The sequence below is a fragment of the Agromyces kandeliae genome (genome assembly GCF_009674665.1).
Lineage (GTDB): Bacteria > Actinomycetota > Actinomycetes > Actinomycetales > Microbacteriaceae > Agromyces > Agromyces kandeliae.
The window spans coordinates 193,616-209,927 of sequence record NZ_WKJD01000006.1 but is presented as its reverse complement, the minus strand read 5'-3'; the positions used below and the strand labels follow the sequence as shown (position 1 = coordinate 209,927).

Genomic DNA, 16,312 nt, shown 5'->3' with positions numbered 1-16,312 from the left:
AGGAACGGAAAGCACACGCGATCATGACCGACCACGCGGCGCTCGAACTCGAGCACGTCACCCTCCGGATCGGCGGAGCCCACATCCTCAAGGACGTGTCGCTCAGCGTGCCCGAGGGCGAGATGCTCGGCGTCATCGGCCCGAACGGCGCCGGCAAGACGACGCTCTTCAACATCGTCTCCGGTGTCCTGCGACCCACGGAGGGCGCAGTGCGCCTCGCGGGCGCCGACGTGACCACCCAGCCGGTGCACCGCCGCGCCGCGGCCGGCCTCGGCCGCACGTTCCAGACCTCGAGCCTCTTCCCGGCGCTCGACGTGCTCGAGAACGTGCGGCTGGCCGCCCAGGTGCGCGAGGGCCGCGCGGCATCCGTGTTCCGCACCCCGCGGCGCACGGATGCCGCGACCCGGCGAGCCCTCGCCGCCCTCGAGGAGGTCGGCATGGCGCAGCGCGCCGGCGCCGGCGCCTCGGGGCTCTCGCACGGCGAGAAGCGGAAGGTCGAGATCGCGATGCTCATCGCGATGGAGCCGCGCGTGATCCTCCTCGACGAGCCCATGGCGGGCGTCGGCTCGGCCGACGTCCCGGCGCTCACCGAGGTGATCCGCGGGCTCCATCGCGGCGGTCGCACCGTGCTCATGGTCGAGCACCACATGGACGTCGTCCTCGGTCTCGCCGACCGGGTCGCCGTCATGCACCACGGCGAACTGCTCGCCGCCGACTCCCCGGAGGCCGTCATGGCGAACCCCACCGTCCAATCCGCCTACCTCGGGTCCGCCGCATGAGCGGGCCCGTCGCGGACGAACCCATCCTGAGCGTCCGGAACCTCTACGGCCGCATCGCCGGCCAGCAGGTCGTCGAGGACGTCTCGTTCGACGTCCCGGCGACCGGCGTCACGGCGCTCCTCGGCCGCAACGGCGTCGGGAAGACGTCGACGATCAAGTCGATCCTCGGCCTGATCGACCGCAGCGGCGAGGTGCGCCTGGCCGGTGAGCGCATCGACCGGGCGCCCACGCACCGCATCGTGCAGCGCGGCGTCGCGTACGTGCCGGAGGACCGCGAGGTCTTCGGCTCGCTCACCGTGGCCGAGAACCTGCGCCTGGCCGAGCGCGACCGCTCGCCGCGGCGCGAGCTCGTGGCATCCCTCTTCCCCGACCTCGAGGCCCGACGCGAGCAGCGCGCGGGCACGCTCTCCGGCGGCCAGCAGCAGATGGTCTCGCTCGCTCGCGCACTCGTGAACGAGAACCGGTTGCTGCTCGTCGACGAGCCGACCAAGGGACTCGCCCCGCGCATCGTCGACGAGGTCGCCGATGCACTCGCCGAGGCCGCGCGCACGGCCCCGATCCTCCTCGTCGAGCAGAACCTGCTCGTCGTGCGCCGCCTCGCCGAACGCGTGGTGGTGCTCTCCTCGGGCCGGGTCGTCTTCACGGGCTCCGCCGAGGAACTCCTCGACGACCACGACCGCGTGCAGCGCTTCCTCGGCGTGCACGACGAACGGGAGGCCGCGTGATGGACACCCTGGTCCTCCTGCTCATCACCGGTCTCGGCCTCGGCGCCCTCTACTTCCTGGTCGCGAGCGGGCTCTCGCTCATCTACGGCCTCATGGGCGTGCTGAACTTCGCGCACGGCGCGTTCCTCACGATCGCCGCCTTCCTCGGCTGGGAGGCCGGTCGCCGGATCTCCGACGGCACCTGGACCGGGCTCGCGATCTCCGCGCTCGTCGGCATCCTCGTCGGCGCGACGGTCGCGGTGCTGACCGAGGTGCTCATCATCCGCCGCCTCTACGAGCGGCACATCGAGCAGGCCCTCGTCACGGTCGGGATCTCGCTGGCCGCCGTCGCGCTGTTCGAGGGGATCTGGGGCACCGACCCGATCTACACCGACCGACCGGCGTGGCTCACCCAGACCACCGAGATCCTCGGCGCCCGCATCCCGAACGACCGGTTCCTGCTCATCGCGTGCGCGGTGCTCGTGCTCGGCGGCATCGTGCTGTTCCTCCGCAGGACCCGGTACGGCCTCATCATCAGGGCCGGCGTCGAGAACCGGCACATGGTGACGGCCCTCGGCATCGACGTCCGCCGCTCGTTCACGCTCGTGTTCGCGATCGGCGGTGCCGCCGCCGGGCTCGGCGGGGTCCTGGCATCCGTCTACTACGGGTACGTCTCGGCGCACCTCGGATCGGTGCTGCTCATCTTCGCGTTCATCGTCACCGTCATCGGCGGACTCGGCTCGCTCACGGGCGCCGCGATCGCCTCGGTGCTCGTGGCGGTGCTGCAGCAGTTCGCGAACTTCTACCTCGGCGGCACCGGCGACCTCGTCGTCGTCGTGCTCCTCGCCGCCGTCCTGCTCATCCGCCCGCGTGGACTCATGGGGAAGGCCGCATGACCGCCAAGTCGCTCCGCCTCGTCATCGGCGGCATCCTGCTCGTCGTCGCACTCGCGATCCTCCCGCTGCTCGCGATCGACGTCCCGGGCGTCCTTCCGGGGCCGACCTACACGCCGGGCACGCTCCAGCTGCTCGCGTTCGCACTGCTGATCGCGGCGCTGGCGCTCACCTACCGCATGATGTTCGGCCTGGCCGGCCTCCTCTCGTTCGGTCACGCGCTGTTCTTCGCCGCAGGCGCCTACGGGCTCGCGATGACGCTCGAGGCCTTCGGACCGGCGGAATGGCCGAGCGCCCTGGTCTTCACCGTCGCGATCGCGGCGACGCTCGTGCTCGGGTTCGTGCTCGCCGCGACCGTCGGGGCGCTCGCGCTGCGGGTCACCGGGATCTCGTTCGCGATGGTGACGCTCGCGTTCGCCCAGGCCGGGTCGGTGCTGATCCGCCGCAATCCCGGCAGCGCGACGGGAGGCGACGAGGGGCTCGCCCTCGACACCGCGCACGTCCCGCCCGAGCTCGTCGGCGTCGTGGACACCCGCAACCTCTACTGGGTCGCACTCGGCATCCTCGTGCTCGTGTACCTCATCGTGCTGTGGGTCGAGAAGAGTCGCGCGGGCCATGTCGCCGAGGCGATCCGCGAGAACGAGCTCCGCGTCCGCGTCATCGGAATACGCCCGTACAACGTGAAGCTCCTCGTGTTCATCGCGGCCTCCGTCCTCGCATCGGTCGCGGGCATGGGCTACCTCCTGCTCCAGTCCGGGGCGGCGCCGCGGATCGCGACGGCCGACTTCACGTTGACGCTCCTGGTCATCGTCGTGCTCGGCGGAGTGGGCGCCCGGTGGGGCGCGATCGTGGGCGGTATCGTCTACACACTGCTCGACCAGCGCCTCACGGCGCTCGCCGGGTCGGACGCGATCGCCGCCCTGCCCGACATCCTCCGGGTCCCGCTGTCCGAGCCGCTCTTCATCCTGGGGACGCTGTTCGTCCTCGTGGTGCTGTTCCTCCCGGGGGGCATCGCCGGGCTGCCCGCCCGCATCGCCACGGGCCGCAAGCAGCACCCGGCCGAACCGGAGGAGACGGTCGATGCCTGACGGAGCCTGCACCCTGGGCCGCTGGACCTCGGACCGCGCCCGCACGACGCCCGACGCGATCGCGATCGACGACCGCGGCGTCGCGATCTCCTATCGCGAGCTCGACGAGCGCGCGGAGCGGCTGGCCGCGGCCTTCCGGGCGGTGGGCTACGCGATCGGCGACCGCGTCGCGACCATCACCGGCAACAGTGCCGACCACGTCGTGCTGTTCTTCGCGTGCGCCAAGGCGGGGCTCGTGCTCGTGCCGCTCTCGTGGCGCCTGTCGCCGCGCGAGCTCTCGGAGCAGCTCGAGATCGCCGATCCGGTGATCCTCCTCGTCGAGGACGAGTTCCAGACGCTCTCGCGGGCGACGCTCGCCCGGCTCGCCCGGCGCATCCCGGTCGCGGCGCTCGGTGCGCACGGCGTCGAGCAGCGGGTGCCCCACCCCGGCGCCCGGAGCGACGCTCCGGCGACCCGCACCGAGGTCCGCGACGACGACACCCTGCTCATCGTCTTCACCTCGGGGACGACCTCGCGCCCCAAGGGCGCCATGCTCACCCACGCGAACTGCTTCTGGACGAACCTGTCGCTCTCGAAGACGATCGCGATCGCCGAGCACGACGTCGTGCTCGCGGTCATGCCCCAGTTCCACGTCGGCGGATGGAACATCCAGCCGCTGCTCGCGTGGTGGTCGGGCGCGACCGTGGTGCTCGAGCGGACCTTCGACCCGGGACGGGTGCTGCGGCTCGTCGCCGAGCGCGGGATCACGACCATGATGGGCGTTCCCGCCAACTACCTGTTCCTGGCGCAGCATCCCGACTTCGCGCACACCGACCTCTCGAGGCTCGGCCACGCCGTCGTCGGCGGTGCGCCCATGCCGCCGGCACTGCTGCGCACGTGGCACGCGCGCGGGGTCGCCCTCACCCAGGGCTACGGCCTCACGGAGGCGTCGCCGAACGTGCTCTGCCTGCCCGACCGCGAGGCGCGCGAGCGTGTCGGCTCGGCAGGCCTGCCGTACGCGCACGTCGACGTCGACGTCGCCGACCCGGCGACGGGCGAGCTCCTCGACGGGGCGGCCGAGGGAGAGCTGCTGGTCTCGGGGCCGGGCGTGTTCGCGGGGTACTTCCGCGACCCGGACGCCACGGCCGCGGCGCTCCGCGACGGCCGGCTGCACACGGGCGACCTCGTGCGCCGCGACGAGGACGGCTACTTCACGATCATCGACCGGCTGACCGACGTCTACATCTCGGGCGGGGAGGGCGTCTCGCCCGCCGAGGTCGAGTCGGTGCTGATCGCGCACCCCGCGGTCGCCGATGTCGCGGTGGTCGGCGTGCCCGACGCGCGCTGGGGCGAGGTCGGTTCGGCGTGGGTGGTGCTCCGACCGGGTGCGATCACGGATGCCGCCGAGCTGGCGGAGTTCGCGCGGTCCTCGCTCGCGGGCTACAAGGTCCCGCGCGACATCCGCTTCATCGACGAGATCCCGCGCTCCACTGCCGCGAAGACGCTGCGGAGGGTGCTCGCGGAGCGCGCGGTCCGCCTCCGCGAGGCCGAGTCCGAGGGGGCCGACGCATGAGCGCCGCACCGCGCACCGCGCGCGGCGAGCAGACCCGGCGGCGGATCCTGGAGGCCGCCGAGCACGTCTTCGCCGAGCACGGGTACACCGAGTCGTCCGTCTCGCGCATCACCGAGCGGGCGGGCGTCGGCCAGGGCACGTTCTACCTGTACTTCGATTCCAAGCTCGACGTGTTCGACGAGCTCGTCGAGGACCTGAACCACCGGGTGCGGCAGGCGATGAGCGAGGGCGCGCGCGGCGCGACGACCCGGCTCGAGGCCGAGCGCGAGGGATTCGCGGCGTTCTTCCGGTTCACCGCCGAGCATCCGGCGCTCTACCGGGTGGTGCGCGAGGCGGAGTTCGTCTCGCCGGGTGCGCTGCGCCTGCACTACACGCGCATCGTCGAGGGCTACATCGACGGCCTGCGCCAGGCGCAACTGGACGGCGAGATCTCGGACATCGACCCGACCGTCGCCGCGTGGGCGCTCATGGGCATCGGCGAGATGATCGGCATGCGCTGGGTGCTCTGGGGCAACGGCGCGGGCGGGCCCGGCGCCGACGCCGATCCGACCGCCTCGGGCACCGACGCGGTCCCCGAGCACGTGCTCGACGAGATGATGCGATTCATCGGCGGCGCCCTGGGACGGGGCGACCGCCGCGGCGAAGGGGAGGACTCATGACCGGACCGTCCGGATCGACCGCACTGGCCGGACGACGCGCGATCGTCACCGGGGGAGCGAGCGGCATCGGGCTCGCGTGCGCCGAGGCGTTCGCCGAGGCCGGCGCGCACGTGACGATCGCCGACCTCAACGGCGAGGCGGCGACCGCGGCGGCCGAGCGCATCGGCGGCGAGGCCTGGCAGGTCGACCTCGGGGACACCGGGGCGCTCGCCGACCTCGCCCTCGACGCCGACATCCTGGTCAACAACGCGGGTATCCAGCACGTGCGCCCGATCGAGGAGTTCGAGCCCGAACGCTTCTCGCTGATCCTGCGCATCATGCTCGAGGCGCCGTTCCTGCTCATCCGAGCCGCCCTGCCCGGCATGTACGAGCGCGGCTGGGGCCGGGTCATCAACCTCTCGAGCGTGCACGGCCTCCGAGCCTCGCCGTACAAGTCGGCGTACGTCGCCGCGAAGCACGGCCTCGAGGGCCTCTCGAAGGTGACGGCGCTCGAGGGCGGGCCGCACGGCGTCACGTCGAACTGCGTGAATCCGGGCTACGTGCGCACCCCGCTCGTCGAGAAGCAGATCGCCGACCAGGCGAAGGTGCACGGGATCCCCGAGGAGGACGTCGTCGAGCAGGTCATGCTCACCGAGTCGGCGATCAAGCGCCTCGTGGAGCCCGCCGAGGTGGCGAGCCTCGTGCGCTGGCTCGCGAGCGACGACGCCCGCATGGTGACCGGCGCGAGCTACACGATGGACGGCGGATGGAGCGCGCGATGACCGGACCCGATCCCTTCGCCGTGCCGGTCAGGGGCGGCGACCTCGCCGGCGGGCAGTGGCGGGCGGATGCCGCAGGCGTGCCCATGCTCGCCATCCACGGCATCACGGCGAGCCACCGCGCGTGGCACCACGTCGCCGCGGCGCTGCCCGACCGGCGCATCGTGGCACCCGACCTGCGGGGGCGCGGCCGCTCGGCCGACCTCCCGGGACCGTGGTCGCTCCGCGACCATGCCGACGACCAGCTTCGCGTGCTCGATGCCCTCGGCATCGAGCGGGCGTTCGTCGTCGGGCACTCGATGGGTGCGTTCGTGACCGTCCGATTCGCGGCGGCGCACCCCGACCGCGTCGCCGGGGTCGTGCTCGTCGACGGCGGCCTGCCGATCCCGCACCCCGAGGGCCTCGACCCCGAGGAGGTGGCCGCCGCCGTGCTCGGCCCCGCGATCGCCCGGCTGGAGATGCGGTTCGCCGACCACGACGCGTACGCCGACTTCTGGAAGGCGCACCCGGCGATCGGCCCGGCGTGGGATGAGCGCGTCGCCGACTACGTCGCGTACGACCTGGTCGGCTCGGAGCCCGAGCTGCGCAGCTCGTCGCGCTCCGAGGCGGTCGCCCAGAACGTGCTCGAGCTCGACGGCGGCGACGGCTACCTCGGGGACCTGCTCGGACTTCCCGCCCCCGTCGACTTCCTCCGCGCCGAGCGCGGGATGCTCGACCAGCCCGAGGCGCTGTACCCTGCCGAACGGGTGGCGGCGACCGCAGAACGGATGCCGGCGCTCCGCGTCACCGAGGTCGCGGAGCTCAACCACTACACCATCGTCATGACGGATGCGGGCGCCGCCCGGGTCGCCGAGGTCGTCGCGCCGCGGCTGGCCGAGGCGGACGCCGCGGCATCCGTCGGGACGCGTTGACGAGGAGGTCACACGATGACACTGGACAAGACCGTCGGATCGGCCGCTGAGGCGGTCGCCGACATCCCGGACGGCGCGTCGCTCGCCGTCGGCGGGTTCGGGCTCTGCGGCATCCCCATGGTGCTGATCCAGGCCCTCCTGGAGCGCCGCGTCGGCGACCTGTCGGTCGTCTCGAACAACTGCGGCGTCGACGACTGGGGCCTCGGGGTCCTGCTCGGAGCCGGGCTCATCCGCAAGATGACCTCGTCGTACGTCGGCGAGAACAAGGAGTTCGAGCGGCGGTACCTCTCGGGCGAGCTCGAGCTCGAGCTGACCCCGCAGGGCACGCTCGCCGAGAAGCTCCGCGCGGGCGGCGCCGGCATCGCCGGGTTCTTCACGCAGACGGGCGTCGGCACGCAGGTCGCCGAGGGCGGCCTGCCGCAGAAGTACGCCGCCGACGGCTCCATCGCGATCGCGTCGAAGCCGAAGCCCGTGCAGACCTTCACGATGCGCGGCGAGGAGCACGAGTTCGTGCTCGAGGAGGCGATCACGACGGACTTCGCGCTCGTCCACGCGCTGAAGGGCGACCGGCACGGCAACCTCGTCTTCGACAAGTCGGCCCGCAACTTCTCGCCGCTCTGCGCGATGGCCGGCCGGATCTGCATCGCCGAGGTCGAGGAGCTCGTCGAGCCCGGCGAGATCGACGCCGACGCCGTGCACCTGCCCGGCATCTTCGTCGACCGCATCGTCGAGGTCGGCACCGGCGTCGAGAAGCGGATCGAACGCCGCACCGTCCGAGAGGGGAACTGAGATGGCGCTCACCAGGCTCGAGATGGCCGCACGCGCGGCGAAGGAGCTGGCCGACGGCTCGTACGTGAACCTCGGCATCGGCCTGCCGACCCTCGTCCCGAACTACGTGCCCGACGGCGTCACCGTCGTGCTGCAGTCCGAGAACGGGATCCTCGGCGTCGGCCCGTACCCGACCGAGGACCAGGTCGACCCCGACCTGATCAACGCCGGCAAGGAGACCGTGACCGTGCTTCCCGGCGCGGCCTACTTCGACTCCGCGACGAGCTTCGGCATGATCCGCGGCGGCAAGGTGGACGCCGCCATCCTCGGCGCCATGCAGGTGTCGAGGCACGGCGACCTCGCCAACTGGATGATCCCCGGGAAGATGGTCAAGGGCCCTGGCGGCGCGATGGACCTCGTGCACGGGGCGCGCAAGCGCATCGTGCTCATGGAGCACGTCGCCAAGGACGGCTCGCCGAAGATCGTCGACTCGTGCTCGCTGCCGCTGACCGGCAAGGGCGTCGTCGACCGCATCATCACCGACCTCGCGGTGATCGACGTGACCCCCGACGGGCTGAAGCTCGTCGAGCTCGCGCCCGGCGTCACCGTCGACGAGGTCGTCGAGAAGACCCAGCCCGCACTCGACACCTCGGGCGTCACGGCGCTCGCCACGTAGACCCACCGCACCACCCGCACCACCCCGAACGGCCCGAAGGAGCGCCACATGGACCACATCCTCCCCGGCATCGTCGCGCACGAGCTCGCGACGCCGCGCTACACCGCGCAGGTGCTCGAACGTCCCGCCGCGGACGCCGACGCCCCGCGGGCGACCGTGCTCTTCGTGCACGGCAACGTGTCGTCGTCGCTCTTCTGGCAGCCGACGATGCTCGCCCTCCCGGCGGACGTCCGCGCGCTCGCCGTCGACCTGCGCGGATTCGGCGGCAGCGAGGTCCGCCCGGTCGACGCGACGCGGGGCCTCGGCGACTACGCCGAGGACGTCGCGGCCGTCGTCGACGCGCTCGGGCTCGACCAGGTGCACCTCGTCGGCTGGAGCATGGGCGGCGGGGTCGTGATGCAGGCGCTCCTCGAGCACGAGCTGCCCGTGGCATCCGTCACGCTCGTGAACCCCGTGTCGCCGTACGGCTTCGGGGCGACGGATGCCGCGGGCCGCCTGCTCAACCCGGACGCGGCGGGCGCCGGCGGCGGGGGAGCGAACCCGGACTTCATCGCGCGGCTCCAGGGCGGCGATCGGAGCGCCGACGCCCCCGCCTCGCCCCGCTCGGTCTACCTCGGCACGTACGTCACGCCCGGCTTCGCCTCGGAGCACGACGACCTCTGGGTCGAATCCATGCTGACCACGGCCATCGGCGAGGACCACTACCCGGGCGACGCGACCGCCACGGAGCACTGGCCGGGCTTCGCGCCCGGCACGCGCGGGGTGCTCAACACCATGGCGCCGACGCACTTCGACGCGAGCGGCATCGTCGACCTCGACGACAAGCCGCGCATCCTCTGGGTGCGCGGCGCGAACGACGTGATCGTCTCGGACGCGTCGCTGTTCGACCTGAACAACCTGGGCGCGATGGGCGTGATCCCCGGCTGGCCGGGCGAGGAGACGGCGCCGGCGCAGCCGATGGTCGCCCAGACCCGCGACGTGCTCGACCGCTACGCCGAGCGCGGCGGCGTGTATCGCGAGGCCGTGTTCGAGGCGAGCGGTCATTCCCCGCACCTCGAGGAGCCCGAGCGGTTCGTCGCCGAGCTCGTCGCGCAGATCACGGCGGAGGGCAGCGCGCCCGCCTGAGCGCGGATCGTCACCGGGCCGGGACGCGGGGGCGCGCCGATGGGCGCACCCCCGCATACCGCGCGATCAGATCGCGTGCGCGCCGAGGTTGACCGGCGCGACGAGCTGCGGCTCGGCGCCCGGGCCGGCCACCTGCACGATGACCGAGTAGGCGTTCGGCGTGTCGTCGATCACCTCCGCACCGAGCACGGGACCCGTCTCGAGGGGGATCTGCACCCAGTCCGGACCTCCCGGGTGGTCCACTCGCCCCTCGAGCACGTCGAGGTCGTCGCCGATCGCGAACCCGTCTCCGGCGATCACCGCGACCTCGCCGACGGCCGCCGAGTCGGCGGCGACGCGGACGTTCATGTCGTGGACGTCAGGGCCGTCGTCGTCGATCCAGTTGCGCTCCGCGTCGTCGGAGAAGTGGCCCATGTGGTCGTCGATGACGCGGAAGCCGTCCCACACGTAGTCGGTCACCCGGCCCGCCTCGCAGCAGGCTCCGGGGTCCTCCTCGACTCGGGCGTCGCTGCCGAACACGGACGAGAGGATCTCGACGATCTGGACGGTCTCGTCGTCGTAGGAGAGCGTGGCCACGGCCGTTCCGCCGTCGTCGACGAGATCGAGGCCCTGCGGGCGGATGACCACGGCGGTGACGGACGCGAGCGGATCCGCGATCGACGTCGATGCCGCGGACGCGGCCGGCGGATCGACGGAGGGCTGCGGCTCCGGCTCGCCGGCCGTCGCGCACCCGGACAGCACGATGCCGAGTCCGGCGGCGAGGACCAGGTCGGGCAGCCCGGTACGGCGAGGGTGTCGGGTCAACGGGATTCCTTTCGTAGGGCGGTGGGGAACCGTCGGCCTCAGCATGGCAGGGACCGGGCATCGCGCCGAGCACCCGGAATCACGAAGCGATCTCGCTTCTCCGCTTCAGCTCGCGGCCACCACGAACCCGACTCCGCCACCGCCCGAATGGCCTACGGTCGCCGACGGATCGCGACGGGGATCGAGGAGGAGGCTCGCCGCCACCCCCTCCCATCACGGGTGGTTCCGCCGCAGGATGGAAGCGCGAACCGTGAGGGAGGACCAGGCCATGCAGGACGCACCAGTCGACCCGGACGTGCCCCTCGCGGATCCGAGGGATCCGCGCAAGCCCTCGTCGCCCTTCCAGATCACGCGGCGCGCCTGGAAGTACCTGGCGCGCCGCGTGTTCCGCGAGTTCATCGACGACGAATGCCTCGATACGGCGGCCGCGCTGACGTTCTGGGGCACGCTGTCGGTGTTCCCGGGGCTGTTGGCGGTCACGTCGCTGCTCGCGCTGATCGGGCAGGGCGGTGCCATACAGGAGATCCTCGGCCTCGCCCAGCAGGTCGCGCCCGGTCCGGTGCTCGAGGTCGTCGAGGAGCCGCTGCGCGCCTTCGCGGGTTCGCGTGCGGCGACCATCGGCTTCCTCACGGGCCTGGCCCTCGCCCTGTGGTCGGCGTCGGGGTACGTCGCGGCCTTCACGCGGGCCATGAACCGCATCCTCGAGATCGAGGAAGGTCGGCCGTTCTGGAAACTGCGGTCGTTCCAGCTCCTCATCACCGTCGGGGCCATCGTGCTGGTGACGATCGTCGCCGTGATCCTCGTCGTCTCCGGTCCGGTCGCGGATGCCATCGGTGACGCGCTGGGCATCGGCGAGACGCCGCGCGCGGTGTGGGACGTCGCGAAGTGGCCCCTGCTCGCGTCGGTCGTGGTGCTGGTGGTCGCCCTGCTGTACTACGCGACGCCGAACGCCCGTCAGCCGAAGTTCCGCTGGATCAGCCTCGGCGCCGTGATCGCGATCGTGCTCATGCTGCTCGCGTCGGGCGGGTTCGCGCTCTACGTCGCGAACTTCTCCAACTACGACCGCACGTACGGATCGCTCGCGGGCATCGTCGTGTTCCTGCTGTGGCTCTGGATCACGAACGCCGCGCTGCTGCTCGGCGCCGAGTTCAACGCGGAGCTCGAACGCACCCGCCAGCTGCAGGCGGGGATCCCCGCCGAGGAGCGGCTCAGGATGCCGCCCCGTGGCACGCGCAGCATCGAGAAGGCCGCCGAGCGGCACCGCCGCAACCTCGAGCTCGGTCGTCGCATCCGTCGGACGAGCGAAGAGGAAGCGGGGAACGATACCGATCCGTGATGTCTCCTTCGACACCGCCAGGGTCGGCGACTGGCAGGCTGTGATCGACGGTTCCCCACCGCCCTGCCAGAAGGAGATCCGTTGACCAGGCGCAATCCCGCCGAACCGTTCGCGACCGGTGAAACGCCCGTGCGCGGTGCCACGCTGCCCCGGATGCCGCGCCGGGGCCTGCGCGTCGCGATCGCCGGCGCGGTGCTCGTGCCCATCGCCGCGCTCCTCGGCGCATGCACCGCAGCCCCGCCCCAGGCGACGGCGCCGCCGTCGCCGACGGCGGATGCCGCGACCTCGACGCCGACCTCGAGCGACCCGGGCCAGCCCGACGGAACCATCAGCGCGATCGTGGCGCGTCCGGAGTGGGTCGAGCTGCGCGACGCCACGGGTGCCGTCGTCGATGAGTTCGGATACCTCGACGATCCGGCCGAGGTCGTGAGCGCCTTCTCGGAGCTGCTCGGGACCACCCCGAGCACTGAGGACCATGAGGGCAACAGCCACTTCCCGCCGAACACCTCGTACCGCTGGGAAGGGCTGGTCCTCTGGGAGCAGCGCCACGTGGACCGATGGGAGCCGGTCGGGTACTCGATCACCAATCCGCGCTTCCTGATCGAGTTCACGGGTCCGAGTGCCGTCGGCGTCGAGCTCACGACTCAGCAGGGGATCCAGGCGGGCGATCCGTGGTCCGACCTCCTCTCCGAGCCGGGCCTCGTGACCAACCCGACGGGATGCTCCGGACCCTACGTGGACTTCGTCGAGCTGACGGGCGTGAACGTCGACGGAGGGGCGTATTCGATCCCGATCGCGGTGGACTTCCGTCCGACGGCGGATGACGCGCGCGTCGCGAGGGTCGGCGCACCGGTCCCCGCCACGGAGGAGTGCGCCTAGCTGCGCGCACGTGCCGTCCATCGACCGGGGCCGTCGAGGCATCCGTTCGATTGAGGCCCTGCCCAGTGGGGCCGCCATAGACTGGCAGACGTGCCTGCAGTGAATCTCGGAATGCCCAAGGTCCCCGAAGTCCTCGCGCCCCGGCGCAAGTCCCGGCAGATCAAGGTGGGCAAGGTGCTCGTCGGCGGCGACGCCCCCGTGAGCGTGCAGTCGATGACGACGACGCCCACGCCGAACATCAACGCGACCCTCCAGCAGATCGCCGAGCTGACGGCCTCGGGCTGCGACATCGTGCGCGTCGCGGTGCCGAGCCGCGACGACGCCGAGGCGCTGCCGATCATCGCGAAGAAGAGCCAGATCCCGGTCATCGCAGACATCCACTTCCAGCCGAACTACGTGTACGCGGCGATCGACGCCGGCTGCGCCGCCGTGCGCGTGAACCCGGGCAACATCCGCAAGTTCGACGACCAGGTCGGCGAGATCGCCCGCCGCGCGAAGGAGGCCGACGTCTCCATCCGCATCGGCGTGAACGCGGGCTCGCTCGACCCGCGCCTGCTGCAGAAGTACGGCAAGGCCACGCCCGAGGCGCTCGTGGAGTCGGCCGTGTGGGAGGCGAGCCTCTTCGAGGAGCACGACTTCCACGACTTCAAGATCTCGGTCAAGCACAACGACCCGATCGTCATGGTGAAGGCCTACCGCATGCTCGCCGAGCGAGGCGACTGGCCGCTGCACCTCGGCGTCACCGAGGCGGGACCCGCCTTCCAGGGCACGATCAAGTCGGCGACGGCCTTCGGCATCCTGCTGTCCGAGGGCATCGGCGACACCATCCGCGTGTCGCTGTCGGCGCCGCCGGTCGAGGAGGTCAAGGTCGGCCTGCAGATCCTGCAGTCGCTGAACCTCCGCGAGCGCAAGCTCGAGATCGTCTCGTGCCCGTCGTGCGGCCGCGCGCAGGTGGATGTCTACAAGCTCGCCAACGACGTCACCGACGGCCTCGAGGGCATGAGCGTCCCGCTGCGGGTCGCCGTCATGGGCTGCGTCGTGAACGGGCCGGGCGAGGCGCGCGAGGCCGACCTCGGCGTGGCATCCGGCAACGGCAAGGGGCAGATCTTCGTCAAGGGCGAGGTCATCAAGACCGTGCCCGAGGGCGAGATCGTCCAGACCCTCATCGCCGAGGCGAACCGCATCGCCGGCGAGATGGGCGCCGACGCACCGGTCGGCTCGCCGACCGTCGTCACGCCCTAGGGAGCAGGCGGAATCGTCGCAAGGCCCTGTCGGGCCGGCCGCTGCTCCGCTACCGTCGAGCCCGACGGCGCCGGAGGCGCCAGTGGGGAGCACGGCGATGAGCGGAGACGGCTACGAGTACCCGGACGAGGCGGGATACCCGGACGGGACGGGCACCCTGCACGAGGGCACCGAGGAGGCGCAGGCGTCGACCGGTGACGAGGCGGACGACGCCGACGCGACGGAGACCGAGCTGAACGAGTTCGCGATGGAGGACGAGGAGGACCTCGACGGGAACGTGTGACCCGCCGGATGGCCTCGGCCACCCGGTCGTCGGTCCGCGGCATCCGCCCTGCATAGAATCGTCGGGTGCCCACACGCCTGACGAACTTCTTCCTCCGCACGCTCCGCGAAGACCCCGCCGACGCCGAGGTCGCGAGCCACAAGCTGCTCGTGCGCGCCGGCTACATCCGGCGCCAGGCGCCGGGGGTGTTCGCGTGGCTGCCGCTGGGCCTGCGGGTCAAGGCGAAGATCGAGCGGGTCGTCCGCGACGAGATGGAGGCTGCGGGCGCACATGAGGTGCACTTCCCGGCGCTGCTGCCGCGGGAGCCCTACGAGCAGACCGGGCGCTGGACCGAGTACGGCGACGCGCTGTTCCGCCTCAAGGACCGCAAGGAGGCCGACTACCTCCTCGCGCCGACGCACGAGGAGGTCTTCACCCTGCTCGTGAAGGACCTGTACTCGTCGTACAAGGAGCTCCCCCTCACGATCTACCAGATCCAGGACAAGTACCGCGACGAGGCGCGACCCCGTGCGGGCCTGCTCCGCGGGCGCGAGTTCACGATGAAGGACGCGTACTCGTTCGATGTGAGCGACGCCGGGCTCGACGCGTCGTACCAGGCCCAGCGCGACGCGTACGAGCGCATCTTCAGCCGGCTCGGACTCGACTACGTCATCGTGAAGGCGGATGCCGGCGCCATGGGCGGCTCCAAGAGCGAGGAGTTCCTGCACCCGACCCCCGTCGGCGAGGACACGTTCGTCCGGTCGGCCGGCGGCTACGCGGCGAACGTCGAGGCCTTCACGACCGTGGTGCCCGAGCCGATCCCGTTCGACGGCCTGCCCGCGGCCGAGGTGCTCGACTCGCCCAACACCCCGACGATCGCCACGCTCGTCGACCTCGCGAACCTCGAGTACCCGCGGCCCGACGGTCGCGACTGGACCGCGGCCGACACGCTGAAGAACGTCGTGCTCGCGCTCACGCACCCCGACCACACGCGCGAGATCGTCGTCGTCGGCATCCCGGGCGACCGCGACGTCGATGCCAAGCGCGTCGAGGTCGCGTTCGCCCCGGCCGAGGTCGAGGCCGCCACCGAGGCGGACTTCGCGAAGCACCCCGGTCTCGTGAAGGGCTACATCGGCCCGTGGTCGCCCGAGGGCGCCGTGCTCGGCGCTGAGTCGTCGACCGGCATCCGCTACCTCGTCGACCCGCGCATCGTCGACGGCACCGAGTGGATCACGGGCGCCAACCTCGACGAGAAGCACGTCTTCGGCCTCGTCGCCGGTCGCGACTTCGTCGCCGACGGCACGATCGAGGCGGCGAACGTGCGCGCGGGCGACCCGGCGCCCGACGGCTCGGGTCCCGTCGAGCTCGCGCGCGGCATGGAGATCGGCCACGTCTTCCAGCTCGGCCGCAAGTACGCCGAGGCGCTCGGGCTCAAGGTGCTCGACGAGAACGGCAAGCTCGCGACCGTGACGATGGGCTCGTACGGCATCGGGGTGACCCGCATCCTCGCGATCATCGCCGAGCTCCACAACGACGACAAGGGCCTCGTCTGGCCGGAGTCGGTCGCGCCCTTCGACGTGCACGTCCTCGCGACCGGCAAGGACCAGGCGGCCTTCGAGGCCGCAGAGCGCATCGTCGGCGACCTCGAGGCCGGCGGGCTCGACGTGCTGTTCGACGACCGCCCGAAGCTCTCGCCCGGCGTGAAGTTCGCCGACGCGGAGCTCATCGGCGTGCCGAAGATCGTGATCGCCGGTCGCGGGGTCGCCGACGGCGTCGTCGAGATCTGGGACCGCGCGACGGGCGATCGCACGAGCGTCCCGATCGACGGCGTGCGCGCGGCGCTCGGACGCTGAGCGTCCGCGGCTGACGCGGCGAG

The 16,312-nt window shown here is 71.8% G+C and carries 17 protein-coding genes; 16 read left to right on the top strand and 1 reads right to left on the bottom strand.

Features of this window, described 5'->3' with window-relative positions; genetic code table 11:
• Positions 1–23 precede the first annotated feature (23 nt).
• From GJR97_RS03340 to GJR97_RS03290, 11 genes are read left to right on the top strand one after another with little or no spacing between them, the layout of a single operon-like run.
• Positions 24–779, top strand: a complete 756-nt coding sequence (locus GJR97_RS03340; protein WP_154345091.1) for an ABC transporter ATP-binding protein — start codon at positions 24–26, stop codon at positions 777–779.
• The gene (locus GJR97_RS03335) at positions 776–1,504 is read left to right on the top strand and encodes an ABC transporter ATP-binding protein (protein WP_154345090.1); all 729 of its coding nucleotides are present in this window, start codon (positions 776–778) and stop codon (positions 1,502–1,504) included. Before GJR97_RS03340 ends, GJR97_RS03335 begins: the two co-directional genes overlap by 4 nt.
• Positions 1,504–2,379, top strand: coding sequence for a branched-chain amino acid ABC transporter permease (locus GJR97_RS03330; RefSeq protein ID WP_154345089.1), 876 nt, complete (start codon positions 1,504–1,506; stop codon positions 2,377–2,379). Before GJR97_RS03335 ends, GJR97_RS03330 begins: the two co-directional genes overlap by 1 nt.
• Positions 2,376–3,464 (top strand): branched-chain amino acid ABC transporter permease, encoded by a 1,089-nt coding sequence (locus GJR97_RS03325; protein ID WP_154345088.1) that lies wholly within the window; start codon positions 2,376–2,378, stop codon positions 3,462–3,464. Before GJR97_RS03330 ends, GJR97_RS03325 begins: the two co-directional genes overlap by 4 nt.
• The gene (locus GJR97_RS03320) at positions 3,457–5,016 is read left to right on the top strand and encodes a class I adenylate-forming enzyme family protein (RefSeq protein ID WP_154345087.1); all 1,560 of its coding nucleotides are present in this window, start codon (positions 3,457–3,459) and stop codon (positions 5,014–5,016) included. Before GJR97_RS03325 ends, GJR97_RS03320 begins: the two co-directional genes overlap by 8 nt.
• Positions 5,013–5,675 carry a TetR/AcrR family transcriptional regulator gene (locus tag GJR97_RS03315; protein WP_154345086.1) on the top strand — a complete coding sequence of 221 codons (663 nt, stop codon included), beginning with the start codon at positions 5,013–5,015 and terminating at the stop codon, positions 5,673–5,675. Before GJR97_RS03320 ends, GJR97_RS03315 begins: the two co-directional genes overlap by 4 nt.
• Positions 5,672–6,436 carry a 3-hydroxybutyrate dehydrogenase gene (locus GJR97_RS03310; RefSeq protein ID WP_154345085.1) on the top strand — a complete coding sequence of 255 codons (765 nt, stop codon included), beginning with the start codon at positions 5,672–5,674 and terminating at the stop codon, positions 6,434–6,436. Before GJR97_RS03315 ends, GJR97_RS03310 begins: the two co-directional genes overlap by 4 nt.
• Complete coding sequence (locus GJR97_RS03305; protein WP_229275945.1) at positions 6,433–7,344, top strand: alpha/beta hydrolase; 912 nt, start codon at positions 6,433–6,435, stop codon at positions 7,342–7,344. The genes GJR97_RS03310 and GJR97_RS03305 overlap by 4 nt, the downstream gene beginning before the upstream one ends.
• Positions 7,345–7,359: 15 nt before the next feature.
• Entirely contained in the window at positions 7,360–8,133 is a 774-nt protein-coding gene (locus tag GJR97_RS03300; protein ID WP_154345083.1) for a CoA transferase subunit A, read from the top strand.
• A gap of 1 nt (position 8,134) precedes the next feature.
• Positions 8,135–8,788, top strand: a complete 654-nt coding sequence (locus GJR97_RS03295; RefSeq protein ID WP_195760597.1) for a CoA transferase subunit B — start codon at positions 8,135–8,137, stop codon at positions 8,786–8,788.
• Positions 8,789–8,836: 48 nt separating this feature from the next.
• Positions 8,837–9,913 (top strand): alpha/beta fold hydrolase, encoded by a 1,077-nt coding sequence (locus tag GJR97_RS03290; protein WP_154345082.1) that lies wholly within the window; start codon positions 8,837–8,839, stop codon positions 9,911–9,913.
• 66 nt (positions 9,914–9,979) lie between these two features.
• Here GJR97_RS03290 and GJR97_RS03285 read toward each other — a convergent pair whose 3' ends face one another.
• Positions 9,980–10,717, bottom strand: a complete 738-nt coding sequence (locus tag GJR97_RS03285; protein ID WP_154345081.1) for a hypothetical protein — start codon at positions 10,715–10,717, stop codon at positions 9,980–9,982.
• 268 nt (positions 10,718–10,985) lie between these two features.
• On the opposite strand from GJR97_RS03285, the gene GJR97_RS03280 reads away from it, so the two are divergent.
• The 5 genes from GJR97_RS03280 to GJR97_RS03260 all read left to right on the top strand — a co-directional run bounded on the left by GJR97_RS03280 (position 10,986) and on the right by GJR97_RS03260 (position 16,289).
• Positions 10,986–12,053, top strand: coding sequence for a YihY/virulence factor BrkB family protein (locus tag GJR97_RS03280; RefSeq protein ID WP_154345080.1), 1,068 nt, complete (start codon positions 10,986–10,988; stop codon positions 12,051–12,053).
• An 81-nt stretch (positions 12,054–12,134) separates the two neighbouring features.
• Positions 12,135–12,932 carry a hypothetical protein gene (locus GJR97_RS03275; RefSeq protein ID WP_154345079.1) on the top strand — a complete coding sequence of 266 codons (798 nt, stop codon included), beginning with the start codon at positions 12,135–12,137 and terminating at the stop codon, positions 12,930–12,932.
• Between the two features lie 111 nt (positions 12,933–13,043).
• Positions 13,044–14,174 carry a flavodoxin-dependent (E)-4-hydroxy-3-methylbut-2-enyl-diphosphate synthase gene (gene ispG, locus GJR97_RS03270; protein WP_154345278.1) on the top strand — a complete coding sequence of 377 codons (1,131 nt, stop codon included), beginning with the start codon at positions 13,044–13,046 and terminating at the stop codon, positions 14,172–14,174.
• Positions 14,175–14,271: 97 nt separating this feature from the next.
• Positions 14,272–14,457 (top strand): hypothetical protein, encoded by a 186-nt coding sequence (locus GJR97_RS03265; RefSeq protein WP_154345078.1) that lies wholly within the window; start codon positions 14,272–14,274, stop codon positions 14,455–14,457.
• A 65-nt stretch (positions 14,458–14,522) separates the two neighbouring features.
• The gene (locus tag GJR97_RS03260; RefSeq protein ID WP_324613092.1) at positions 14,523–16,289 is read left to right on the top strand and encodes a proline--tRNA ligase; all 1,767 of its coding nucleotides are present in this window, start codon (positions 14,523–14,525) and stop codon (positions 16,287–16,289) included.
• The last annotated feature ends 23 nt before the right edge of the window (positions 16,290–16,312 follow it).